Source organism: Bordetella sp. 02P26C-1, from assembly GCF_009763255.1.
In the GTDB taxonomy this organism is placed as follows: domain Bacteria; phylum Pseudomonadota; class Gammaproteobacteria; order Burkholderiales; family Burkholderiaceae_B; genus Bordetella_A.
On sequence record NZ_WSJB01000022.1, the window covers coordinates 322001 to 344180 of the forward strand.

General features: G+C 61.5%; 23 protein-coding genes. 14 read left to right on the forward strand and 9 right to left on the reverse strand.

Annotated elements, in window-relative coordinates:
- Positions 1–81 precede the first annotated feature (81 nt).
- Positions 82–1287: a 3-oxoadipyl-CoA thiolase gene (pcaF, locus tag GOQ28_RS14095; RefSeq protein WP_160356899.1), complete on the reverse strand. Its 1206-nt coding sequence runs from the start codon at positions 1285–1287 to the stop codon at positions 82–84.
- 266 nt (positions 1288–1553) lie between these two features.
- Here pcaF and clcA point away from each other — a divergent pair, with 266 nt between their 5' ends.
- On the forward strand, positions 1554–2966 hold the full coding sequence (gene clcA, locus GOQ28_RS14100; RefSeq protein WP_202109722.1) for a H(+)/Cl(-) exchange transporter ClcA: 1413 nt from the start codon (positions 1554–1556) through the stop codon (positions 2964–2966).
- 101 nt (positions 2967–3067) lie between these two features.
- Here clcA and sodB read toward each other — a convergent pair whose 3' ends face one another.
- Together sodB and xseA are read right to left on the reverse strand one after the other, a co-directional pair.
- A complete protein-coding gene (sodB, locus tag GOQ28_RS14105) occupies positions 3068–3646 on the reverse strand; it encodes a superoxide dismutase [Fe] (protein ID WP_160349092.1) in 579 nt (192 codons plus the stop codon).
- Between the two features lie 187 nt (positions 3647–3833).
- Positions 3834–5192 carry an exodeoxyribonuclease VII large subunit gene (gene xseA / locus GOQ28_RS14110; RefSeq protein WP_160349093.1) on the reverse strand — a complete coding sequence of 453 codons (1359 nt, stop codon included), beginning with the start codon at positions 5190–5192 and terminating at the stop codon, positions 3834–3836.
- Between the two features lie 341 nt (positions 5193–5533).
- Here xseA and GOQ28_RS14115 point away from each other — a divergent pair, with 341 nt between their 5' ends.
- The 10 genes from GOQ28_RS14115 to rpsT all read left to right on the forward strand — a co-directional run bounded on the left by GOQ28_RS14115 (position 5534) and on the right by rpsT (position 13408).
- Positions 5534–6154: a MotA/TolQ/ExbB proton channel family protein gene (locus GOQ28_RS14115; RefSeq protein ID WP_160356900.1), complete on the forward strand. Its 621-nt coding sequence runs from the start codon at positions 5534–5536 to the stop codon at positions 6152–6154.
- Positions 6151–6564: an ExbD/TolR family protein gene (locus tag GOQ28_RS14120; protein ID WP_160356901.1), complete on the forward strand. Its 414-nt coding sequence runs from the start codon at positions 6151–6153 to the stop codon at positions 6562–6564. The genes GOQ28_RS14115 and GOQ28_RS14120 overlap by 4 nt, the downstream gene beginning before the upstream one ends.
- A gap of 105 nt (positions 6565–6669) precedes the next feature.
- Positions 6670–7653: a tetraacyldisaccharide 4'-kinase gene (gene lpxK, locus GOQ28_RS14125; RefSeq protein WP_236844369.1), complete on the forward strand. Its 984-nt coding sequence runs from the start codon at positions 6670–6672 to the stop codon at positions 7651–7653.
- An 83-nt stretch (positions 7654–7736) separates the two neighbouring features.
- Entirely contained in the window at positions 7737–7928 is a 192-nt protein-coding gene (locus GOQ28_RS14130; RefSeq protein ID WP_160356902.1) for a Trm112 family protein, read from the forward strand.
- Positions 7925–8692: a 3-deoxy-manno-octulosonate cytidylyltransferase gene (gene kdsB / locus GOQ28_RS14135; protein WP_160356903.1), complete on the forward strand. Its 768-nt coding sequence runs from the start codon at positions 7925–7927 to the stop codon at positions 8690–8692. Before GOQ28_RS14130 ends, kdsB begins: the two co-directional genes overlap by 4 nt.
- 99 nt (positions 8693–8791) lie before the next feature.
- Complete coding sequence (gene adk, locus GOQ28_RS14140) at positions 8792–9448, forward strand: adenylate kinase (RefSeq protein ID WP_160349098.1); 657 nt, start codon at positions 8792–8794, stop codon at positions 9446–9448.
- An 82-nt stretch (positions 9449–9530) separates the two neighbouring features.
- Positions 9531–10289, forward strand: coding sequence for a 3-hydroxyacyl-CoA dehydrogenase (locus GOQ28_RS14145; protein WP_160349099.1), 759 nt, complete (start codon positions 9531–9533; stop codon positions 10287–10289).
- 104 nt (positions 10290–10393) lie between these two features.
- On the forward strand, positions 10394–11962 hold the full coding sequence (gene murJ, locus GOQ28_RS14150; protein ID WP_160356904.1) for a murein biosynthesis integral membrane protein MurJ: 1569 nt from the start codon (positions 10394–10396) through the stop codon (positions 11960–11962).
- 120 nt (positions 11963–12082) lie between these two features.
- Positions 12083–13012 carry a DUF4880 domain-containing protein gene (locus tag GOQ28_RS14155; protein ID WP_336603780.1) on the forward strand — a complete coding sequence of 310 codons (930 nt, stop codon included), beginning with the start codon at positions 12083–12085 and terminating at the stop codon, positions 13010–13012.
- 132 nt (positions 13013–13144) lie between these two features.
- Positions 13145–13408 carry a 30S ribosomal protein S20 gene (gene rpsT / locus GOQ28_RS14160; RefSeq protein WP_094821746.1) on the forward strand — a complete coding sequence of 88 codons (264 nt, stop codon included), beginning with the start codon at positions 13145–13147 and terminating at the stop codon, positions 13406–13408.
- Positions 13409–13565: 157 nt separating this feature from the next.
- Here the strand turns inward: rpsT and garL are convergent, their stop codons facing one another.
- From garL to GOQ28_RS14185, 5 genes are all read right to left on the reverse strand, one after another.
- Positions 13566–14333: a 2-dehydro-3-deoxyglucarate aldolase gene (gene garL, locus GOQ28_RS14165; protein ID WP_160349101.1), complete on the reverse strand. Its 768-nt coding sequence runs from the start codon at positions 14331–14333 to the stop codon at positions 13566–13568.
- Positions 14334–14363: 30 nt separating this feature from the next.
- Complete coding sequence (locus tag GOQ28_RS14170) at positions 14364–15335, reverse strand: Bug family tripartite tricarboxylate transporter substrate binding protein (RefSeq protein ID WP_160349117.1); 972 nt, start codon at positions 15333–15335, stop codon at positions 14364–14366.
- 116 nt (positions 15336–15451) lie between these two features.
- On the reverse strand, positions 15452–16564 hold the full coding sequence (locus tag GOQ28_RS14175) for an Ldh family oxidoreductase (RefSeq protein ID WP_336603781.1): 1113 nt from the start codon (positions 16562–16564) through the stop codon (positions 15452–15454).
- 75 nt (positions 16565–16639) lie between these two features.
- Positions 16640–17428, reverse strand: coding sequence for a FadR/GntR family transcriptional regulator (locus GOQ28_RS14180; protein WP_160356906.1), 789 nt, complete (start codon positions 17426–17428; stop codon positions 16640–16642).
- A 7-nt stretch (positions 17429–17435) separates the two neighbouring features.
- Complete coding sequence (locus GOQ28_RS14185; RefSeq protein ID WP_160356907.1) at positions 17436–18518, reverse strand: SMP-30/gluconolactonase/LRE family protein; 1083 nt, start codon at positions 18516–18518, stop codon at positions 17436–17438.
- A 185-nt stretch (positions 18519–18703) separates the two neighbouring features.
- Here GOQ28_RS14185 and GOQ28_RS14190 point away from each other — a divergent pair, with 185 nt between their 5' ends.
- Positions 18704–19675, forward strand: a complete 972-nt coding sequence (locus GOQ28_RS14190; protein ID WP_160356908.1) for a Bug family tripartite tricarboxylate transporter substrate binding protein — start codon at positions 18704–18706, stop codon at positions 19673–19675.
- Positions 19676–19726: 51 nt separating this feature from the next.
- Positions 19727–20692 (forward strand): 2-hydroxyacid dehydrogenase, encoded by a 966-nt coding sequence (locus GOQ28_RS14195; protein WP_160349105.1) that lies wholly within the window; start codon positions 19727–19729, stop codon positions 20690–20692.
- Positions 20693–20820: 128 nt separating this feature from the next.
- Here the strand turns inward: GOQ28_RS14195 and GOQ28_RS14200 are convergent, their stop codons facing one another.
- Entirely contained in the window at positions 20821–21111 is a 291-nt protein-coding gene (locus GOQ28_RS14200) for a DUF3579 domain-containing protein (RefSeq protein WP_160349106.1), read from the reverse strand.
- A gap of 111 nt (positions 21112–21222) precedes the next feature.
- Here GOQ28_RS14200 and argF point away from each other — a divergent pair, with 111 nt between their 5' ends.
- Entirely contained in the window at positions 21223–22164 is a 942-nt protein-coding gene (argF, locus tag GOQ28_RS14205; protein WP_160349119.1) for an ornithine carbamoyltransferase, read from the forward strand.
- The last annotated feature ends 16 nt before the right edge of the window (positions 22165–22180 follow it).

Here is a 22180-nt window from a genome sequence, read left to right on the forward strand (position 1 = left end):
CCGCCTCTAATCAGTACAGGCTGGCCGCGCAACAAAGCAGCGCCGATGCACCCGTGCGATCGGCGCAGACTTGGCGGTGATTTACACGCGCTCGAGGATGACCGCGATACCCTGGCCCACACCGATGCACATCGTGCAAAGCGCGTAGCGGCCATTGGTGCGGTGCAACTGATTCACGGCCGTGGTCGCCAGACGAGCGCCACTGGCGCCCAAGGGATGACCCAGCGCGATCGCGCCGCCGTTCGGATTCACGCGCGCATCGTCATCGGCAATACCCAGATCGCGAAGTACCGCCAGACCCTGAGCGGCGAACGCTTCGTTCAGCTCGATCACGTCCATCTGATCCAAGGTCAAACCGGTGAGCTGCAACACCTTGCGCGTGGCCGGTGCCGGGCCCATACCCATGATGCGCGGTGCCACGCCAGCAGTCGCCATGCCCACCACGCGTGCGCGTGGCGTCAAGCCATGGCGCGCGGCGCTGGCTTCGTCAGCCAGCAGCAGCGCGGCCGCGCCATCATTCACGCCCGAGGCGTTGCCCGCGGTCACCGAACCGCCCTCGCGCACGACGCCCTTCAAGCGTGCCAGCGCTTCCAGGCTGGTTTCACGCGGGTGTTCGTCTTTGTCGACGATGATGGGATCGCCCTTACGTTGCGGAATCGTGACGGGCGTGATTTCCGCGTCGAAATAACCTTCTCGCTGCGCGCGGGCGGTTTTCGACTGGCTGGCCAGGGCGAACTTGTCCTGGTCCTCGCGGCTGATCTTGAAGTCGTCGGCGACGTTTTCAGCGGTCTCGGGCATGGAGTCCACGCCGTACTGCGTTTTCATCAGCTTGTTGACGAAACGCCAGCCGATCGTGGTGTCGTAGATCGCGGCATTACGCGAGAAAGCCGTGTCAGCCTTGCCCATGACAAAGGGCGCACGACTCATGCTTTCGACGCCGCCGGCCAACATCAAGCCCGCCTCGCCTGCGCGAATGGCGCGCGCCGCCGTACCCACCGCGTCCAGGCCCGAACCGCACAGACGGTTCACCGTGCCACCGGGAACTTCGACCGGCAAGCCGGCCAGCAGCGCCGCCATGCGTGCGACGTTGCGGTTGTCTTCGCCGGCCTGGTTGGCGCAGCCCATGATCACATCCGTGATCTCTTCCCAATTCACGCCGGGGTTGCGCGCCATCAGCGCCTTGATCGGCAATGCCGCGAGATCATCGGCCCGGACGGATGCCAGGGCACCGCCATAACGGCCGAAAGGGGTACGAATGGCATCACAAATGTAAGCGTGAACGGTCATGGATGGTAGCTCGTAGAATGGGTGATAGATGAATCGCCGTCGATCTTACGACAACGCGCCCGGCTCTGACAGCGCCGCGTCTTGTTAGCGTCCATCTCGTAGACACAGTCCATTGGCTGGACGTGCCGCTGCCCGATGGACTGCCATGTTGGCAAGGGCGATGGTATGAATATTGATACACTTCTTACGACACCCGGCCCATGCGCCGATCAATAAAGTTATCTCCATTCGGCTGCCTATAAGCCGAAGGAAAAGAAGGGGTTGCAGTGAATAAAAAGGAAGCTTTGTCCGGCGAGGCGAGTAAAGGCGACCCTTCGCCACCACCACTTGACGACGTGGTGAAGCTGCTGGGCAATGCCGGTGATGGGCGAGCGCAGGCCCGTTTCATCGCGCTGGCGTGCGCCACGGGGTTATTGACCGGCATAGTCGGGTCCTATTTTCACATGCTGATCGATACCCTCATCAGCTGGCCGCAGTGGATTGCCCAGCGCCTGAGCGGCGCACCGCTAGTGGTCGTCGTCGCGCTGATCACCATGGTCTGCACCGTCGTCTGCGCCTTTATCGTCAAGCGTGTCGCGCCCGAGGCGGGCGGCAGCGGCGTGCAGGAAATCGAGGGCGCGATGGAAGGATTGCGCACGGTGCACTGGCGCCGCGTATTGCCGGTGAAACTTGTCGCCGGCGTCATCTCGATATCCTCGGGGCTGGTGCTAGGACGAGAAGGCCCCACTATTCATATCGGCGCGTCGCTTGGCGCGGCCATCAACGACTTTTTCAAGAACAGCATTCCCGAACGTCGCGGGCTGCTCGCGGCCGGTGCCGCGGCAGGTCTGGCTTGCGCGTTCAATGCGCCCCTGGCGGCGGTGCTGTTCGTGATCGAGGAAACGCACAAGCAATTTCCCTATACGCTGCGCACCTATATGGGGGTGATTGCCGCTGCCCTGCTCTCGACTGTGATGACGCAGGTCATTGGCGGGACGGCGCCGGATTTGTCGATGCCTTCTATCACGCCTACGCTTTCTCAATTGCCTGCTTTCGTCGCATTGGGCTGCGTGCTCGGATTCGTTGGCGTGGGCTTGAACAAAAGCCTGCTGGCGGCCGGTACGCTGGCAACGCGTATGCATGCACGCGTGCCCTATGTCTATCCGGCGTTGATCGGGCTGATCGTCGGCGCCTTGTTCACGTTAGTTCCCCAAGCAGTTACGGGCGGCGATCTGGTCATCAAACAATTGACGAATGCGAATCCCGCTGTGCTGGTGTTGCTGGGCCTGGCATGTCTGCGCTTTATCACCATGGTGGGTAGCTACTCCAGCGGCGTCCCTGGCGGGATTTTTGCACCGATTCTGGCGCTGGCCACCTGCGTCGGCTTGGCCTTTGGCGGTGTGCTCGACAGCATGATTCCGCAGGCGCCTGATGCGTCTTTGGCGTTTGCCATTGCCGCGATGGGCGGCCTGTTTACCGCCTGCGTCCGAGCGCCCATCGTGGGCGTGGTGCTGACGCTCGAGCTCACGGGCTCGCATGGTTTGACCATGCCGCTGATCGCCACCTGCCTGGCTGCGAATCTGACCGCGCAATGGATCGGCGGCAAGCCGATTTACGAGCAGCTATTGGAACGTACGCTCGCGCAAAGCGGTGTCAAGCCAAGAACGGTGAACCCGGAAGAACGCACGGGACTGGCTTGACGACCTGCGCCCGGCTCGACAGCCGAGCGCGCCACCCAACAAAAAAGCTCAGCCGCGGCTGAGCTTTATTTATCCTGACGAATCAGGCGTATCGCTGAGACTTAGGCGAAGTTCTTCGCAGCGAAGTCCCAGTTCACCAGCGCCCAGAAGTTTTCCAGGTACTTCGGACGGGCGTTACGGTAGTCGATGTAGTAGGCGTGTTCCCACACGTCACAGGTCAACAGCGGCTTGTCTTCGGTGGTCAGCGGCGTGGCGGCGTTGCTGGTGTTCACGATGTCCAGCGAACCGTCGGTCTTCTTGACCAGCCAGGTCCAGCCCGAACCGAAGTTACCGGCGGCGGACTTGTTGAACGCTTCTTTGAACGCGTCGAAGCTGCCCCACTTGGCGTTGATGGCGTCAGCCAGCGCGCCCGAGGGTGCGCCGCCGGCGTTGGGAGCCAGGCTGTTCCAGTAGAACGTGTGGTTCCAGACTTGAGCGGCGTTGTTGAACACACCACCCGAAGACTTCTTGATGATTTCTTCGAGCGAAGCGTTTTCGAATTCGGTGCCGGCGACCAGGTTGTTCAGGTTCGTGACGTAGGTCTGATGGTGCTTGCCGTAGTGAAACTCGAGGGTTTCTTTCGAGATGTGCGGAGCCAGAGCGTCTTGCGCGTAAGGCAGGGGGGGAAGCGTAAATGCCATGTGAGTTCCTTCTAGGTTGATTGCACAATCAAGCGACAGTGATTGTATCGGCACTTTGAGGCCAACTTGGCGGTAACCCAGCGCAATGCGGGGTTACGCGAAAGGAGAATCAGTCTTAAGAACGCGTCTTGGGGGCTGAAATGCCCTCCTTTTTCAACGCAGCAGACTGCCGCCACGCGCGAGCCATTCAGCTCGCATCACCAGTATCGAACACCTCCACACGCGCCCCGCCCTTGGCAAAGGTCAGCGCCAGCGCTTGCCCGTCATGCAGTCGCGCGGCATCGCGCACGATATTGCCTTCGGCGTCGCGCACGATGGCATACCCACGTTCAAGGGTGTGCTGCGGGTTGACCGCGCGCAGATGGGTACTGACTGCGGCAAGACGCGCCTGACGCGTGGCGAGCTGACGTTCGTGCGATTGGTGCAGCCGCCGCGCCAGGGCCGCCACGCGTTCTTGCGCGCGGCCCGTATCCGGCGCGGCGTGGTTCAGTCTTTGCGTCAGCATGCCGACCCGCGCCGTGCGCCGGCCGTGGGGGCCTTGCCAAGCGGCAAGCAGACGATGCCGCAGTGTATTGAGCCGCTCCGCCTGATGAGCGAGCCGCCGCGCGGGCGAAACGAGCTGCGCGGCAGCTCGATCCAGCCGCTGAGCCGCTTGCTCGATACGGCGCTCCTGGGCGCGCACGAGCCGGCGCGCCGTTTGGTCGAGTCGGGCAAGCAGATCCGCGCGCGGCACACAGGCTAACTCTGCCGCGGCGGTAGGCGTGGGCGCGCGCACATCGGCAACAAAATCCGCGATGGTGAAATCCGTTTCGTGCCCGACGCCGCTGATGACCGGGATCGCGCTGGCGGCGACGACCCGAGCCAGCGCCTCGTCGTTGAAACTCCACAGGTCTTCGATGCTGCCACCGCCGCGCACGAGCAACAGCGTATCGACTTCCTGGCGCTCATTCGCTAAAAGCACCTGGGCGGCGAGTTTGGCGGCGGCGTCCGCGCCTTGAACCGGCGCGGGATAAATAATCACCGGAACCTGCGGCGCGCGACGCGCCAGCGCCGACAACACATCCCGCAAGGCGGCCGCGTGCAACGAGGTCACCACGCCAATGGCGCGCGGCAACGCCACCGGTCGCCGTTTCGCATCCTCGTCGAACAAGCCTTCCGAGGCGAGCTGCGTCTTTAACCGCAGGAAGGCCTCGTACAAATTGCCCAGCCCGGCACGGCGCATCGCGTCGGCCTGTAGCTGAAAGTCGCCCCTGGGCTCGTACAAAGACACGCGAGCACGAATCTCTACCTGATCCCCCGCCCGGGGAACGAACCCGACCGAACTGGCCCGGCTACGGAACATGACGGCCCGAACGGCGGCGCGGCTGTCCTTCAGCGTGAAATACCAATGCCCGGAAGCGGCCTGCGTGAAATTCGAAACCTCGCCTCGCACCCACAGCGCCGGAACGCTGCGCTCCAGCAACTGGCTTACTGATTGGTTTAGCTGCGCGACTGTCAGGATATCCCGCGTAAATAGGTCATCTTTGACGGGAAACTCAGCTGTCATAAGGCTTTCCGGAGAGTTGGCTGTCCACAGGACGCGGCCGAAGGGCCGCGATGATACATCAAGTCGCAAATCCGTGCAGAACGGCCCGCAACGCCAATAAATACGTAGCAAGCCATTGATCTTTAAGAACTATTTTGCTTCAACAAAATGACAAGAAAAAGAGCAACCCAGCTCAAACCCTGCATTTCCAGGCATTTCCGCATAGTTTTACACAGAATTATCCACAGATTCTGTGGATAGCTTTGCGCGGAGACGGTCGGCGCGGCCACCCCGCCCTCCCGACTCACGGCCCGCGCTAAAATCGCCCTCTTCGCATTGCCGCCACGTCCGGAGCCACTCTTTTGCTGTCCATCATCCGTGAAGCCGGCTGGCCGATTTGGCCGCTGCTGATTACCTCTGTCCTGGGTCTGGCGTTAATCGTCGAGCGCCTGCTGTCGTTGCGGCGGCGGCTCATCGTGCCGCCCGGTTTGCCTGACCAGGTGCTAGAGATGCAGCGCAATGCGCAAGACGGTCCCGAGGCGCTTAGCCGCCTGGAGCAGCATTCCCCGATGGGACGCGTGCTCGCCGAGGTGCTGCGTCACCGCAACCAACCACGCGAAGTCCAGCGCGCCGCCGTCGAAGACGTCGGTCGTGCGGTCGCCCACGATCTGAATCGCTTTATCCCGGCGCTGGGCACCGTCGCCGTGGTGGCTCCCCTGCTCGGCTTGTTTGGCACCGTGGTGGGCATGATCGAAATTTTTGCGTCTTACACGCCGGCCGGTGGTGACCCCGCGCAGCTGGCTCATGGCATCTCTATCGCGTTGTACAACACCGCTTTTGGGATTCTGATTGCCATTCCCGCCATGATCGCGCATCGATACTTGCGCAGCCGGGCCGATAATTTGTTGAACGAGATGGAACAAGCGGCCGCGCGCGTGGCGCGACTGACGCGCCCGACGGTACCGTCCCGAGCCTCGTCATGAATTTTCGACATCGACGCGCCGACCGCGAGGAATTGGAGATCAACCTGATTCCGTTGATCGATGTGCTGCTGGTGATACTGATATTCTTGGCGGCCACGACATCGTTCGCGCGTTACACCCAGCTCGAGGTGACTTTGCCCGAGGCCGCCATCGAACGCGACACGCCGCCGGCAATCACGATCGATATCAGCCGCGACGGGCGTTACGCGATCAACGGCACCCTCATCGATGCGCCCAGCACGGCCGACCTGGCCGACAACCTGTCCATGGCCGCCGCTGGTAAAGACGCCCCGATAATCTTGATCAACGCGGACGCGCAGGCCGCGCACCAATCCGTGGTCAACGTGATGGAAGCGGCGCGTCTGGCCGGTATTTCCCGCGTGAATTTCGCCGCGCAAAATGCGCGATAGGCGGGACTCGTGACGCGCCCTGACTCGCAATCTCGTTCTCGCGGCGCTGCCCTGACGTCGTGGTTACAGCGTCAGTGGCAGCACGATGGCTGGTTCGCCACCTTCATGCGCCCACTGGCGGCGTTGACGGCCAGACACGTTGCCCGACGACGCGCACAGTATGCGGCGGGCGAAAAACCCGTTTACCGCGCACCCGTCCCGGTGATCGTGATCGGAAATATCTTTGTAGGCGGCACAGGCAAGACACCCGTGGTTATCGCGACCGTCCAAGCACTGCGCACGCGAGGCTGGACCCCGGGTGTCATCAGCAGGGGATATGGCGTGAAGGTCGGCGCCGAGCCACGCGTAGGCGTGGGTGAGCTGGATCCCGCGGCATTCGGCGACGAGCCCGCCCTGATCGCGCACACCGCCCAGGTGCCCGTCGCGGTGCATCCGCGTCGCGCGCTGGCCGTGGAGGCATTGCTAAAGGCATATCCGCACACGAATGTCATCGTCTCCGATGACGGATTGCAGCATCTCGCCTTGGCCCGCGATATCGAAATCGTCGTCCAGGACGGACGTGGGGTAGGCAACGGGCGACTGCTGCCAGCCGGGCCGTTGCGCGAGCCGGCGTCCCGACTGGACAACGTGCACTATGTCATCACCAATCGTGCCAATGACGAGCGGCCGAACACGAATCCAACGTCGCGCGGCGCGCACCATGTCGATATGTGGCTGCAACCCGATATGGCGCGTCACCTCGCCACAGGCGTCGAGCGTCCGCTTACCGATTTCGCCGGCGCACAGCAGACCCGCCGCATTGCGGCGGCTGCGGGCATAGGCAATCCCGAACGGTTTTTCTCGACACTGCGAGCCGCCGGTATCAACCCCGACCCTTGTCTGGCGCTTCCCGATCACTTTGACTACCGCCAGTCGCCGTTCGACACGGTGCCAGGGGAAGTCATATTCATCACCGCCAAGGACGGCATCAAGTGTCGTCGTGCGCCGGACACACGCCTATGGGAAGTCCCCGTGCAGGCGCGGTTCTCCGATCCGAACCTTTTCGACCAGATCGACGTGGCGCTACGAGGGCGTGCCACGACGCGTTGATGCAACGCCAAGACCGCACTGATCGGAACAAATGTTGCGCGTTTTCGCGCCCGCCGGGCCATCAACTGCTTTAGAATGACGCCATGGAATCCCGCCTACTAGATACGCTCGTGTGCCCCCTTTGCAAGGGCCGCCTCGACTACAACCGCGAGCAGGCCGAACTGACCTGCCGCGCCGACCGCCTCGCTTACCCCGTACGCGACGGCATCCCCGTTATGCTTGAATCCGAGGCGCGCTCTATGGACACGCCGCGTCCCGACACGGCTGCACTGTGAGCTTTATTGCCTTAATCCCGGCCCGCATGGCGTCAACGCGCCTGCCCAACAAGCCGTTGGCCGATATTGCGGGCCTGCCCATGGTCGTGCGCGTCGCGCGCCGGGCCGCCGCCTCAGGGGCCGCGAGCGTGACCATCGCGACGGACGATGAGCGCGTCCATGCGGCCGCCACCGAACATGGCGTGTCTTGCGTCCTGACCCGGGCCGACCACCCTACCGGCACGGATCGCCTGTCCGAGGCGGCCGGAAAACTCGACCTCCCCGACGACGGCATTGTCGTTAACGTCCAGGGAGACGAGCCGCTGATCGACCCCGAGCTGATCGATGCGGTCGCGGATTTGCTAAAACGTCACCCGGAAGCCGACATCGCGACTTGCGCTTGCCCGCTCGCCGACGCCGAATCGCTGTTTAACCCGAACGTCGTCAAAGTCGTCTGCGGGTCGGACGATCGCGCGCTGTACTTTTCGCGTGCGCCGATTCCCTGGGCACGCGACGCGCTGGCAGGCGGCGAGCGCCTGTTAGCGCCGGGTTTGCCAGCATTGCATCACATCGGACTCTACGCCTATCGCGTCAGTTTTCTGCGCCGCTTCCCGCGTTTGCCCCAGGGCACTCTCGAGCGCTTTGAGGCATTAGAGCAACTGCGCGCGCTAGAGCATGGATGCAATATCGTCGTACACCGAACCTCGCGACCGCCCATGGCGGGCGTGGACACACCAGCCGACTTGGAGCGCGTGCGCGCGTGGTACGCCGATCACCCGCAATAGCGGGTTTTCCCTGATTCGGCTATCCACGTACAACATTGGGTTGCGGCATAATCGACCCCAGTCGTAAATATTTCATTTTTCCATTCAGGAGTTCCTTCCATGCGTCTCATTCTGCTCGGTCCGCCCGGCGCCGGCAAAGGCACACAAGCTGCCTTCGTCACCCAGCAGTTTTCCATCCCGCAGATTTCCACGGGCGATATGCTGCGCGCGGCCGTTAAAGCTGGCACGCCTCTCGGCCTGGAAGCCAAGAAGGTGATGGACGCAGGTGGACTGGTCTCCGACGACATCATTATTGGCCTCGTTCAAGACCGTCTGAAGCAGCCCGACTGCGCCAACGGCTACCTGTTCGACGGTTTCCCCCGCACGATCCCGCAAGCCGACGCCCTGAAAAGCGCGGGCGTCGCCTTGGACTACGTCGTCGAGATCGTGGTGCCTGAACAAGACATCATCGAACGCATCAGCGGTCGCCGCGTGCATCCGCCCAGCGGCCGTAGCTACCACGTGCGTTTCAACCCGCCGAAAGTCGCGGGCGTGGACGACGTGACGGGCGAACCCCTGGTGCAACGTGATGATGATAGCGAAGCCACGGTACGCAACCGTCTGGAGATCTATCAGAACCAGACTCGTCCGCTGGTTGACTACTACTCCTCGTGGGCCGAATCCGGCGACCAGAACGCGCCGAAGTATCGCAAAATCGAAGGCGTGGGCGCCGTCGACGAAATCAAACAACGCTTGTTCGCGGCATTGGCCAGCTGATCGGGCTGACGCGGACACTCCGCACCCTGCGCCGTGGTTCGCCACGGCGCTTCTATTGAACCTTTACCCTTTCTGAAGCCGTATGGAAATCGCAAATAAGGTATTCATTGTGACTGGCGGGGCGTCCGGCCTGGGCGCTGGCACTGTGCGCATGTTGGTCGAGAATGGCGCGAAAGTCGTGATCGCAGACGTGCAGGACGAGCCGGGCGAGGCCTTGGCTAAAGAGCTGGGTCAGCGCTACGTGCACTGCGATGTCACGCAGGAAGCCGACGGCCAGCGTGCCGTCGCCGCCGCGCAAGAACTCGGCGCCCTGTTTGGCCTGGTGAACTGCGCGGGTGTCGCGCCCGCCGCCAAGATCGTCGGTAAAAACGGCGCGCATCCTCTCGATCTGTTCCAGAAGGTCATCTCGATCAATCTGATCGGCAGCTTCAACATGATGCGTTTGGCCGCAGCGGCCATGAGCGCCAATACGCCCGAGCCCACCGGCGAGCGTGGTGTGCTGATCAACACCGCTTCCGTGGCTGCTTTCGACGGCCAGATCGGCCAAGCGGCCTATTCGGCGTCCAAGGCGGGTGTTGCCGGCATGACGCTGCCCATCGCGCGCGATTTGGCCAAGACCGGCATCCGCTGCATGACGATTGCCCCGGGCATCTTCGGCACGCCGATGATCTTCGGTATGCCGCAAGAAGTGCAGGACTCACTGGCTGCCAGCATCCCCTTCCCCGCCCGCCTGGGTCGTCCGGAAGACTACGCCAAGCTCGTCTACAGCATTGTCACCAACGAGATGCTCAACGGTGAAACCATCCGCCTGGACGGCGCCATCCGTATGCCGCCCAAGTAAACTCGTCGCGCGCGCCTCGGCTGCACACTGCGTGCCGGGTTCGCACTGCCTGAGGTTTACCCGGCCCCTAGCACCTTGCTTTGGGGCCTTTTTTGTCTGAAGCCATGAGTCTGTTTCGTTCCGCCGCCACCGTCAGTTCCTTTACGCTGTTGTCGCGCATCACGGGTCTGGTACGCGATATTCTGGTAGCGCGCGCTTTTGGCGCGGGGCCGTTAACCGACGCTTTCTGGGTGGCTTTTCGCATCCCTAATTTGCTGCGCCGCCTGTTTGCCGAAGGCGCCTTCGCCCAGGCATTCGTGCCGATCCTGGGCGCCGCCCGCACGGAACGCAGCGAAGACGAAGTACGTACCTTGCTGGATCGGGTCGCTCTGCTACTGACGCTGACGCTGATGACTGTCACGTTGATAGGCATACTTGCCGCGCCGTGGGTGGTCACCGCCATGGCCAGCGGCATGCGCGACGCCAGCCGCGCTGCCGAATTTGACGCCGCTGTGTGGATGACGCGGGTGATGTTCCCGTACATCGTCTGCATGTCGCTTGTCGCTTTCGCCTCCGGGGTGCTTAATACGTGGCGCCGATTCGCCGTGCCGGCGTTCACGCCCGTGCTGTTGAATGTGTCGATGATCAGCGCCTGCCTGTGGCTGAGCCCGCGCGTAGAAGTGCCTATTTACGCGCTGGCGATCGGGGTCATGGCAGGTGGCATTGCACAGCTGGCGGTACAGTGGGCGGCGCTCGCCCGTCTGGGATTAACTCCCCGTTTGCGCACGAATCTGCGTGATGCATGGCGCGATGCCACCGTGCGCCGTATCCTGAAACAGATGGGGCCTGCGACGCTGGGTGTTTCCGTCGCGCAGATTTCGCTGTTGATCAACACCAACATCGCGACCTGGTTGACCCCGGGCAGCGTGACCTGGCTGTCGTTCGCGGATCGCCTGATGGAGTTTCCCACCGCCCTGCTCGGCGTCGCATTAGGCACGGTACTGTTACCGAGCCTGTCGGCCGCGCATGCGCAAAAGGACCAAGCCCACTATTCGGCGTTGTTGGATTGGGGCTTGCGCCTGACCATTTTGCTGGGCCTGCCGGCTGCCGTGGGCTTGGCCATGTTGTCCGACGGCTTGGTCGCCACGCTCTTTCATTACGGCGCTTTCCAGGCGCAGGACGTCGCGCAGACGCGGCTGGCGGTCATGGCGTACTCGGTCGGTTTGATCGGCATTTTGAGTGTCAAAATCTTGGCGCCGGGTTTTTACGCGCAACAAGACATCCGCACACCGGTCAAGATCGCGATCATGGTGCTGATCGTGACGCAGTTGCTCAACCTGGTGCTGGTACCAGTGTTGGCTCACGCCGGCCTGGCGCTGGCGATCGGGCTGGGCGCCACCATCAACGCACTGGCATTGCTGATCGGATTGCTGCGGCGCGGCACGTATCGCCCAGGCAGCGGCTGGACGGCCTTTGGTCTGCGGCTGATACCCGCACTGGCCGCCCTGGCGCTCGTCCTGTGGTACGCCGATCAACATCTCAATTGGATCGCGCTGCAAGCCGCGCCCGGTCAGCGGGCAATGTGGCTCGCCATGGTGCTGGGCGCCAGTGGCATCGCCTATTTCGGTGCCCTATTTGTCTGCGGATTCCGGCCGCGTGACTTCGCCCGACGCCGCGCCACACCGCAAAAATAAATATTTCTAACTGGATTCATACTCTGGTACATAATCCGAGTAAACTGCTTCAAAATTTTACGAATAAACCCCAGTTACGGATCGCTTATGGGACTTCCTCCTCCCTTTAGCAGTACATCCATGCTGGCGAACCAAGCTAATCATTGGCTCTCTTTGCTGCGCTCGGGTCAGGCTACAGAGCAGGACTACGCGGCATTCCGTGCATGGCGTGATGCCGATCCCGCGCATCTGCAAGCCTGGAAAAACCTGGCTATGCGCGTGGACGGCTCCAGTTTCGAACAGATCCACGACGGCTTCGGCTCCGTGGCGGACGCGGTTCGCCCCGAGAGAAGTCGCCGTCGTTTCCTTGCTGCCGCGGCCGCTTGCTCCGTCGTGGGGGCAGCCGCCTATGCGGGCAACGAAATCTATCCGTTGCGCAATTTGCTGTCGGACGCCTCTACCGGTTTTGGCGAACGCCGTCGCTACACGCTGTCTGACGGCAGCCATCTGCTCCTGGATGCACGCAGTGCGGTCGATTTGAATTTCACCCAGTCTTTGCGGCAGCTGACCTTGCAAAGCGGCGCGGTCGCCGTGTCGGCGGTCGATGAAGCGCGCCCCTTCCTCACGATTACGCCCGAGGGCATGATTCGCTCGGGAGGCGCCCGGTACATGGTGCGCAAGCAGACGTTTCGCACGCTGGTGGTCGCCCACAATGCACCGATAGCCGTGGAGACGCTTTCTGGCATGCGCACTGTGCTAGAGCCAGGGATGGGCATACGGTTCGACAGCGAGCGCCTGGGCGAACCGAGCCGCGAGCTGGCGAATCGTGCCGCCTGGGAGCAAGGACGAATCATCGCCCAAGGCGCGACCTTAAGCGAAGTCCTCAACGCCCTACGTCCCTACTACTTCGGCGCGCTGCGCGTCACCACCTCGGCGGGCGGACTGCCGGTGTTCGGCGAGTATTCGTTGGACGACGTCGAGGGGACGCTACAAACGATGGCCGAGCAACTTCCGATCTCAATACAGCGTTACACTCGCTGGTTGACGACGATTTCGGTGTCGACGTCTTAATGGCGTCTATTGAGCGCGCGCGAAAGTGCTCGTCGCGCCGCCAAACGCCCTAGACCGAGTGAACCCTCTTGCAATCCCCGGTAAAGTTGCTAAAATGTTGGACTTTGCCGAATTCACTTAATTTATTCACACATGGCCAATACCGCCCAAGCCCGCAAGCGCGCTCGTCAATCCGTCGAGCGTAACAAGCACAACTCCAGCCTGCGCTCGATGCTGCGCACCGCCATCAAGCGCGTACGCCAATCGATCGAAGCCGGCGACAAGGCGGCGGCTAGTGAGGTGTTCCAGAAAGCCACCAGCGTGATCGACCGCGTGGCTGACAAGAACATCATCCACAAGAACAAGGCTGCTCGCCACAAGAGCCGCCTGGCCGCTGCCATCAAGGCGCTGGCTTAAGCCATTCTGCTGTCCCTGCTCCGCAGGGCTGCATGAATACGGCAAAACAAAAGGATGCCTTTGGGCATCCTTTTGTTATTGCTGCGTAGGTTTTTTTGCGGCTTTCAGAGCCCAGGACCTATCGCCCCCGGCCCACATGAGCCGGGAGCGTCCTCGCTTACTTCGCGAACGATTCGCGTAATGCGAACGTGGCTTGCTTGAACACACCCAGATCGGTGCCTACGGCCACGAAGTGCATACCCATGTCCAGGTAGCGGCGGGCGTCCGCCGGCACTGGCGCCAAGGTACCCACAGCCTTGCCATGGGCGGTGATGCGCTCGTACAGATGGCGAATTGCCTCCTGAACCTCTGGATGCCCCGGATTACCGATATGCCCCAGACCAGCGGCCAGGTCCGAAGGGCCGATAAAGACGCCATCCACCCCTTCCACCGATGCAATATCGTCCACCGCCTCGACACCAGCGCGGCTTTCGATCTGCAGCAGCACGCAGATATTGTCGTTAATGGTGTGCAGATAATCAGGCACCGTGCCGTAGCGGTTGCTACGCTGCATGCCCGCCACACCGCGCATACCTTGCGGCGGGTAGCGCGTAGCGGCCACGGCACGGCGCGCATCGTCGCCGGACTCGATGAAGGGGATGAGCAGGTTGTAAAACCCGATGTCCAGCATCCGCTTGATCTCGACCGGATCGTTCCACGACGGCCGCCCGACCGCTGCGCTGTTACTACCCTGCAGCGCTTGCAACTGCTGCATCATCAGCGAGATTTCGTTAGGTGAATGTTCCCCATCCACCAACAGCCAGTCGTAACCCGCCAGGCCCGCCAACTCTGCGGTCAGGTGGTTAGACATACACATCCAAAAACCGATCAGCCGCTCGCGCGCCAGGATTTGCTGGCGAAAACGATTAGGCACGGGTGAAGTCATGTTGATTCCTTGAAACGGTTGGACTTGGCGTTAATCGAGCGTTGCGCCCGATTCTTTGGCCGCCTTGCCCCATTTATCGATCTCGTTCGAGACAAAGGTAGAAAATTCCTGCGGATTGCTGGCGACGATGACAAAGCCCACGCTTTCGAGCTTGTTACGCAGTTCCGGGTTCGACAAGGCTTTGACGGTCGCCTTATTCAAGCGGTCGACCACCGCGTCAGGCGTACCAGCCGGGGCAGACAGTCCAAACCAGGACTCCGCCGCGAAACCCGGGTAACCCGATTCCGCGATGGTGGGCGTATCCGGATAGGCGGGGTTGCGCTTCTCGCTGGCCACCGCCAGGGCGCGCAGCTTGCCGGATTGCACCTGCGGCAGCAGGTTGTCCTGGTTCAAAAACAGCACCGAAACGCGGCCCCCAATCGTGTCGGTAATCGCGGCGGCGCCTCCCTTGTATGGCACGTGCATCAAGTCGATGCCGGCGGCTTGCTTGAGCATTTCCATCGCCAGGTGACCCGATGAGCCACTGCCCGAGCTGGCGTGCGTGTATTTACCCGGTTCGGCTTTGGCCAGCTCGATAAATTCCTTGAACGTCTTGGCCGGAAACTCGGGATTTGCCACCAAGACATTAGGCCCGCGAGCCAGCAAGGACACGTGCTTGAAGTCCTTGTCGCTATACGGCATGGACTTGTAGATCGAATAATTGATGGCGTTCGAGCCTACGCCGGAGAGCAGCAGGGTATAGCCATCGCCTTCGGATTTCGCCACGGCATCCGAGCCGATGTTTCCGTTGGCGCCACCTTTGTTCTCCACGATAACGTTCTGACCGAGGTCTTTCGCCAGCTCCGCGGCCAACAGGCGGCCGACCGCGTCGGTGCTGCCGCCAGCCGGGAATGGCACGACGAGGCGCACGGGCTTGTTCGGCCAGTCCTGCGCGAATGCCGCACCCGTACCCAGCGCCGTCATCGACAGCGCCAGGGCGGCTGCGCCCAGCCCACGTCCCATGACGGAAATTGCCGCACGACGGCTCGGGTGGAACGCTTTCTTATTCATTTTCATGATGTCATCTCCTTAATTATCGAGAGCTGGATTCGCCCTCGTTGTTGTCGGGGCCGGGGCGATCAATCGCCCGACAGCACATACTCCACGCCACTGCGTTCGCAGATCGCGCGCAGCTTGGCCTCCAGCGCCGGTGGAATCGGAATCCCCTCGTTCTCGCGCCGCGCGCGCTCTTGCGCCTCGACCTCACCAGCCACCTGCACGGGTTTGGCGGGATCGGCTCGCGGCGTCTTGTGCAGCGTATCGATAGCGTCGTCAAGCTCCTCGGTGAAGGAACCGGAATCACGGAACGCCTCGGGATTGAGCGCCAGGAAAAAATGGCCTATGTCGTCCGGGTCCCCAGGCTTGCGGGTAGCCATTTGGCTAGCGGCCAAGGCGCTGCCGCTGAGCGTGCCGCCAAGAATCTGCGCCATCATGGCCAAGCCATAGCCTTTATGACTACTCATCGCCGGCGTGCCACCCAGCGGCGTCAAACCGCCGCCGCGCTGCTCGAAGATATAGCCCATGGCTTCGGCCGCGTTGGTGACGCTGCGCCCCTTGTCGTCCACCGCCCAGCCCTCGGGCAAGGTCTTGCCATGAAAATCGTAGACCTTCACTTTGTTGGCCGCCACGGTCGTGGTGGCCATGTCGAGCACGAAAGGCTCGTGGCGCGCCGTGGGTGCGGCAAACGCAATCGGGTTGGTGCCAAGCATGGGCGCCGCGCCATGCGTCGGCACCATGATGAGCGTCGTTGCGCTACTGGTCACCAGACCCACGACACCCCGCCGCACCGCGATGCGCGCATAGACGCCCGCTGCGCCAAAGTGATGAGAATTTCGCACCGAGACCGCGCCTACGCCATGTTCGAGCGCCTTGTCGACCGCGAGATTCATGGCTTGGGCAGATACGGGATAGCCTAAACCCGCCATACCATCGAGCACCGCCGTGCACAGACTATCGCGCACCACACGCGGTCGCGAACCAATCTGCAAGGTGCCTGCGCGCAGCTTGTTTTCATACGCAGGCAACATCGAAATGCCGTGCGAATCTATCCCCAGCAAATCCGTTTCCGCCATGAGATCGGCCGTGGTCCCGGCCAAATCCTCGGGCATGCCCCACTGTGTCAGCACGCGGTAAATCTGTAATCGCACGCGCTCGACCGGCACATGCTTCACCTGACGACTATCAACCTGCACACTCCTCTCCTCCGGACGCATCGTCCGCTCTATGTCGTCTAAAACGCCGACCTGCGATTGCACGCACGGCCTTGATTATTGATCCCGCTCCCGATCCACCAGCCGATGACGCGCTTGCCCCAAATGGAACTGCATCGCGATGCGCGCGCGCTCGCCGTCCTGCTCGCGTATCGCGGCAAGGATGGCGCTGTGCTCGTCGGCCACCCGTTGCGCACGCTGGCGCGACCCCGTGCGCGTGAGATTCAGCGTCAGCCGCATGAACCCGCTGATGGATTCGTGTATCGATACGAGCACGCCCAAGTAATAATCGTTGCCTGTCGCTTGGGCGATGCTGGCATGAAACGCCAGATCCGTACTCGCGGACACATGCCCATGCTCCAGTTCTTCTAAAAACGCCTCATGCGCCTCGGCAATGTGGTGCAGTTCGTCATCGGTACGTCGCAAGGCCGCCAGCCGCGCAGCATCGCCCTCCAACGCCACACGGATCTCCTGCGCGCGCAAATACGCGCTGACATTGCCCACATCGCTAAAAGTTTTCAGGCGCGGCGCCGGCTGATGACTGACGAAGGTGCCCAGTCCTTGATGCGCCGTGATCAAGCCATCGGCGCGCAGCCGTAGCAATGCCTCGCGCACCACCGGCCGCGAAACGCTAAACCGGTCGCAGATTTCATGTTCCGAGGGCAGCTTGTCACCCACATTCAAATGGCCCTCGACAATCTGTTCGAAGATCCTGCCGTAGAGCTGGTCGGCCAAACGCACGCGGTGGCCACGATCGAGCGCCGCGACGCCTACTACCGCATCGGCCTGCGTCGGCTTCGTGGCCGCGTCAGCGGCGGTTTGCGTGGGTTTGCGCTTGGTCGACATTGTTTTTTCAGCCACCCGCCACGCCTTGCGTGTTCACGTATAAGGCATATATCGAATGCGACGATGCCATGAATAAACGATTGCGATGCTCGCCGCCAAAACACAGATTGGCGCAGCGCTCGGGCAGATGGATATGACCGATGCGTTTGCCCTGCGGCGATACCACCATCACGCCGTCTTTACCCTCGCCCATGCCCCAGCCCAACCATAAATTGCCATCCACGTCACAACGCATGCCGTCTATCGTGCCGCCCTGAGCGTCAAGGAAGACGCGACGATTGCCCAGATTTTTACCACCTTCGAGCACGTCATACACGTGAATCAAACGATTCGGCGTGGCGCGGCCTTCGACCACATACAACAACGACTCATCGGGCGAAAAACATAATCCATTGGGCCCTTTCAGGTCCGTGATAATCGCCTCGCCCTTGCCCGTTTCCGCGTCGATGCGATACACCGAATGCGGCAATTCTGCTGTCGCCTTGCGGCCCTCGTAGTAGCCGCCAATCCCGAATGGCGGGTCCGTGAACCAGATTGATCCATCGGAATGACAAATCACGTCGTTGGGCGAATTCAGCGGCTTGCCGTCATAGCTGTCCATCAATACTGTGATCGAGCCGTCGTATTCCGTACGCGTGACGCGACGGGTCAGATGCTCGCAAGTCACCAGACGACCCTGACGATCCCGCGTATTCCCATTCGCGAAGTTAGAAGGCTTGCGGAATTCGCTGACCGCACCCGTGGAGGCTTCCCACTTCATGATGCGATCGTTCGGAATATCGCTCCACAACAGGAAACGTCCATCACCGAACCATACCGGGCCCTCATTCCAACGCATGCCCGTGGCGATACGCTCGATGCCCGCGTTAAAGAGACGATAGGACTCAAATGCCGGGTCCAGTATTTCAATTGCGGGATCGGGATACGCTTGCGCGGGCTGCCAGGCGCGCGCGAATGTCGGAAAAGTCACCGCCACGGCACCCGCGCCTGCTAACCATTTACGTCGATTCGGATCGATCACACCCGCATCGGCATGATCCCTTGGCTCGCGAGCCGAATTGGCATCCGCCTGTCCAAAATTGGTCTTCATCCCACTGTCTCCACGTATTGTTATTCGGTTGCGAGTATCGACTCACACTAGGGTATGTACTGCCAAAATCCTACCGCGCAACGCCCACGTTATCCGATCAAAAAAGTATACTTGGTTGACAAGCATACCTTCAATGATCGTGTTTGTTTAACAAGATGCGCAATGCGCGCGCTCCCGGAGACACTATGAAAAAAACCATCCTCGCGCTGGCCACGGCTGGCGTCACCCTGCTCGGCACCGCCACCGTTCACGCGGACGACTATCCCAATAAGCCCGTCACCGTCATCGTGCCATTCGTGCCGGGCGGCTCTTCCGACATTACCGCCCGCGCGGTATTGCCGGGCATGCAGAAACGGCTGGGGCAGACCTTTGTCGCCGAGAACAAGCCCGGGGCCAATAGCGCCATCGGCGCGCAGGCGTTGGCGCGTTCCACGCCCGATGGCTACACCATGATGGTGGGCTCTATCGGCACGTTCGCGATCAACGAGGCCCTCTACAAAGAGCTGTCGTACAACCCCAGCAAAGACTTCACGTATCTCACGCAGGCCGTGCGCAACCCCAACATCCTTGTTGCTCCGCCTTCCTTTCCTCCCAACACGGTTGCCGAACTAGTCGAATACGCCAAGAAAAATCCCGGGGCGGTTTCCTACGCCTCCTCGGGCACCGGCTCATCGGATCACCTTTCCGCCATCCTCTTCCGTCAACGCACCGGCACCACTGGCGTAGACGTGCCCTATCGCGGCGGCGGCGCGGCGATTGCCGACCTGATGGGCGGACAGGTCAACGTGTCGTTCCAGAATTTGGGCGCGGTCCAGAAACACGTGCAGGCCGGCAAGCTCAAAGCATTGGCCATCACCGGCGAAAAACGCTCGCCCGAACTGCCCGACGTGCCCACCCTCGGGGAAGCTGGCGTTAAAGACATGGTGGTCTATTCCTGGCAAGGATTTGCCGTGCCCAAGGACACGCCCGAACCTGTCGTGAACAAATTGTCCAGCGCATTGCGCGAAACGCTGCAAGAACCCGGCGTGACCAAGACGCTCCAAGGCCTGGGCTTTGAGGTGGTCGCGAACACCCCCGAGGAGTTCGCCGCCTTCCAAAAAGAAGAAGTCGCCCGCTGGAAAAAGGTAATCAAAGACGGCGGCATTGAATTGCAGTAATGCGCCAATAATCCAGTAGCATTGACTTTTTCGACCCTTAACCGCAACGACATGACCACCAAGCCACGCATTCTTCAGGTCGGCTCTCTGTCCGGCTCCCCCTCTGCCAACCAACGGTTGGCCAAAGATTACGACGTGTTTGAGTTTTGGAGCTACGGCGATCGCAGCGCGGCCTTGGCCGCGCTGGCCGAGCACGGTCGGGGCATCACCGCCATGGTGACCTCCGCCAACATGGGCGCAAACGCTGAGCTAATCAATGCGCTACCCGATCTCAAGGCGATCTGCAGCTGGGGCGTTGGCTACGAGACCATCGACCTGAAGGCCGCGCAAGCGCGTGGCGTGGTGGTCAGCAACACGCCGGACGTGTTGACCGATTGCGTGGCCGATCTCGCCTGGGGTCTGATGATCGCGGGCGCCCGCCGCATGAGTCAGGGCGACCGTTTCGTGCGCGCGGGCCGCTGGGGCCAGGTGCATGGCTCGATTCCGCTGGGCATCCGCGTCAGCGGCAAGAAACTGGGCATTGTCGGTCTGGGCCGTATCGGCCAAGCCATTGCCGAACGCGGCAAAGGGTTCAACATGGACGTGCGCTATCACAACCGTCGCGAGCGCACCGACGTGCCCTACGGCTATGAGGCATCGCTGGTTGACCTCGCCGCATGGGCGGATTTCCTCGTCGTCGCCACGGTCGGCGGCCCCGAGACCCGCCACTTGGTCAACAAAGACGTCCTCGAAGCGCTAGGCCCCAAGGGCATCATCGTCAATATCGCGCGCGGTCCTGTGATTGATGAACAAGCGATGATCGCTGCACTCGAAAGCGGCAAGCTCGGCGGCGCCGCCTTGGACGTATTCGAGTTCGAGCCCAACGTGCCCGAAGCACTCATCGACAGCGATAACACGGTGCTCTTGCCGCATATCGGCAGCGCAAGCTACGAGACCCGCATGGCGATGGAAGACCTGATGCTGGAAAACCTGGCGTCATTCTTCCAGAGCGGCAAACTGGTCACGCCGGTCGAATAATTGCCACGACATGCGATAGCTCGCCAAGAGCTATCGCATCACGGAAAAAATTCGCATTCGCCAAGGGCGTGCAGGTGCGCTGCGCCCCTCACCCAGGGCAACAAATGACGAGGAGCCCCGTCTGGAACTCAGACCTCGCGCTCTTCGGTTTTCAGATTGTTGTCGCGAGCGAAGTCCACGACGAATTTATATGCCAGCGGCTCCAGTTCGCGCAGCCGCTGATCGACCACGATACCCCGCACCCCATCGATCAAGGTTGGCAGCACATAAGGCGAGTAGGTCAGGTGACTGCCGGTCGTGCCAGGCGGCCGAAACTGGGCCATGACGCCGGCCAGGCGCTCGGCCCAATCACTGGGTCGGAAACGGGCGCCACTCTCTGTGACGCCATGAATAACGAATTGTTTGACGCGATCTGTCATGAATTTTTCACCGCGGACCCCGTGTGCAGCATCAGATGGGACTAACGACAAAGATGTGACCCGCGCCGCGAATTGTATATGATTGATGTTTTGGCCTTGCCCTCTTGCACCATGACATTGCCTTCGCACCAGACCGGCCCCTTGCGGCACTTCCTGCAGTTTCGGGATTTTTCCCCTAGCGAAATCGCCTATGTGCTCGATCGCGCTCGCCTGATCAAGGACAAGTTCAAACGCTACGAGCCTCATATGCCGCTACACGATCGCACCCTCGCGATGGTGTTCGAAAAAGCCAGCACGCGTACCCGCGTGTCGTTCGAGGCCGGCATGTATCAAATGGGCGGCTCGGTCATCAACCTTACCTCAAATGACTCGCAGTTGGGCCGCTCCGAGCCGATCGAAGACACGGCGCGCGTGATCTCGCGCATGGTCGACATCGTCATGATCCGCACGTTCGAGCAGACCCGAATCGAGCGTTTCGCCGCGCATTCGCGCGTGCCGGTCATCAACGGCCTGACCAACGAGTACCACCCCTGCCAGATCCTGGCCGATATTTTCACGTTTATCGAGCATCGCGGGTCCATCGCCGGCAAGACGGTGGCATGGATCGGTGACGCCAACAACATGTCCTACACCTGGCTGCAAGCAGCCGAGATGTTGGGCTTTACGCTGCACGTCTCCACCCCGCCCGGCTACGAGCTGGAGGCCAACCGTATCGGCAATCCGCCGGAAACGGTGCTGCGCCAGTTCTCCGACCCGGTCGAGGCCTGCCGTGGCGCGCATCTTGTGACGACGGACGTCTGGACCAGCATGGGCTACGAAGCCGAAAACGAAGCCCGCCGCGCGGCCTTCGCCGACTGGTGCGTCGATGCCGAAATGATGGCCGTGGCCGATCCGAGCGCGGTATTCATGCACTGCCTGCCCGCCCATCGCGGCGAAGAAGTCACCGGCGAAGTCATCGACGGCCCGCAAAGCGTGGTCTGGGACGAAGCCGAAAACCGCCTCCACGTGCAAAAAGCCCTCATGGAATTCTTGCTGCTCGGCAAGATCGATTAATCGACGCAGCGCGCGG

What these genes read in the sequence shown, in the direction of transcription:
- murJ (WP_160356904.1), top strand. Translation starts at nt 10,394, where the DNA reads ATGAGTCTGTTTCGTTCCGCCGCCACCGTCAGTTCCTTTACGCTGTTG.
- GOQ28_RS14120 (WP_160356901.1), top strand. Translation starts at nt 6,151, where the DNA reads ATGAATTTTCGACATCGACGCGCCGACCGCGAGGAATTGGAGATCAAC.
- GOQ28_RS14190 (WP_160356908.1), top strand. Translation starts at nt 18,704, where the DNA reads ATGAAAAAAACCATCCTCGCGCTGGCCACGGCTGGCGTCACCCTGCTC.
- GOQ28_RS14130 (WP_160356902.1), top strand. Translation starts at nt 7,737, where the DNA reads ATGGAATCCCGCCTACTAGATACGCTCGTGTGCCCCCTTTGCAAGGGC.
- argF (WP_160349119.1), top strand. Translation starts at nt 21,223, where the DNA reads ATGACATTGCCTTCGCACCAGACCGGCCCCTTGCGGCACTTCCTGCAG.
- GOQ28_RS14195 (WP_160349105.1), top strand. Translation starts at nt 19,727, where the DNA reads ATGACCACCAAGCCACGCATTCTTCAGGTCGGCTCTCTGTCCGGCTCC.
- GOQ28_RS14200 (WP_160349106.1), bottom strand. Translation starts at nt 21,111, where the DNA reads ATGACAGATCGCGTCAAACAATTCGTTATTCATGGCGTCACAGAGAGT.
- GOQ28_RS14185 (WP_160356907.1), bottom strand. Translation starts at nt 18,518, where the DNA reads ATGAAGACCAATTTTGGACAGGCGGATGCCAATTCGGCTCGCGAGCCA.
- GOQ28_RS14170 (WP_160349117.1), bottom strand. Translation starts at nt 15,335, where the DNA reads ATGGGACGTGGGCTGGGCGCAGCCGCCCTGGCGCTGTCGATGACGGCG.
- adk (WP_160349098.1), top strand. Translation starts at nt 8,792, where the DNA reads ATGCGTCTCATTCTGCTCGGTCCGCCCGGCGCCGGCAAAGGCACACAA.
- xseA (WP_160349093.1), bottom strand. Translation starts at nt 5,192, where the DNA reads ATGACAGCTGAGTTTCCCGTCAAAGATGACCTATTTACGCGGGATATC.
- sodB (WP_160349092.1), bottom strand. Translation starts at nt 3,646, where the DNA reads ATGGCATTTACGCTTCCCCCCCTGCCTTACGCGCAAGACGCTCTGGCT.
- rpsT (WP_094821746.1), top strand. Translation starts at nt 13,145, where the DNA reads ATGGCCAATACCGCCCAAGCCCGCAAGCGCGCTCGTCAATCCGTCGAG.
- GOQ28_RS14180 (WP_160356906.1), bottom strand. Translation starts at nt 17,428, where the DNA reads ATGTCGACCAAGCGCAAACCCACGCAAACCGCCGCTGACGCGGCCACG.
- GOQ28_RS14155 (WP_336603780.1), top strand. Translation starts at nt 12,083, where the DNA reads ATGCTGGCGAACCAAGCTAATCATTGGCTCTCTTTGCTGCGCTCGGGT.
- pcaF (WP_160356899.1), bottom strand. Translation starts at nt 1,287, where the DNA reads ATGACCGTTCACGCTTACATTTGTGATGCCATTCGTACCCCTTTCGGC.
- garL (WP_160349101.1), bottom strand. Translation starts at nt 14,333, where the DNA reads ATGACTTCACCCGTGCCTAATCGTTTTCGCCAGCAAATCCTGGCGCGC.
- GOQ28_RS14145 (WP_160349099.1), top strand. Translation starts at nt 9,531, where the DNA reads ATGGAAATCGCAAATAAGGTATTCATTGTGACTGGCGGGGCGTCCGGC.
- lpxK (WP_236844369.1), top strand. Translation starts at nt 6,670, where the DNA reads ATGCGCCCACTGGCGGCGTTGACGGCCAGACACGTTGCCCGACGACGC.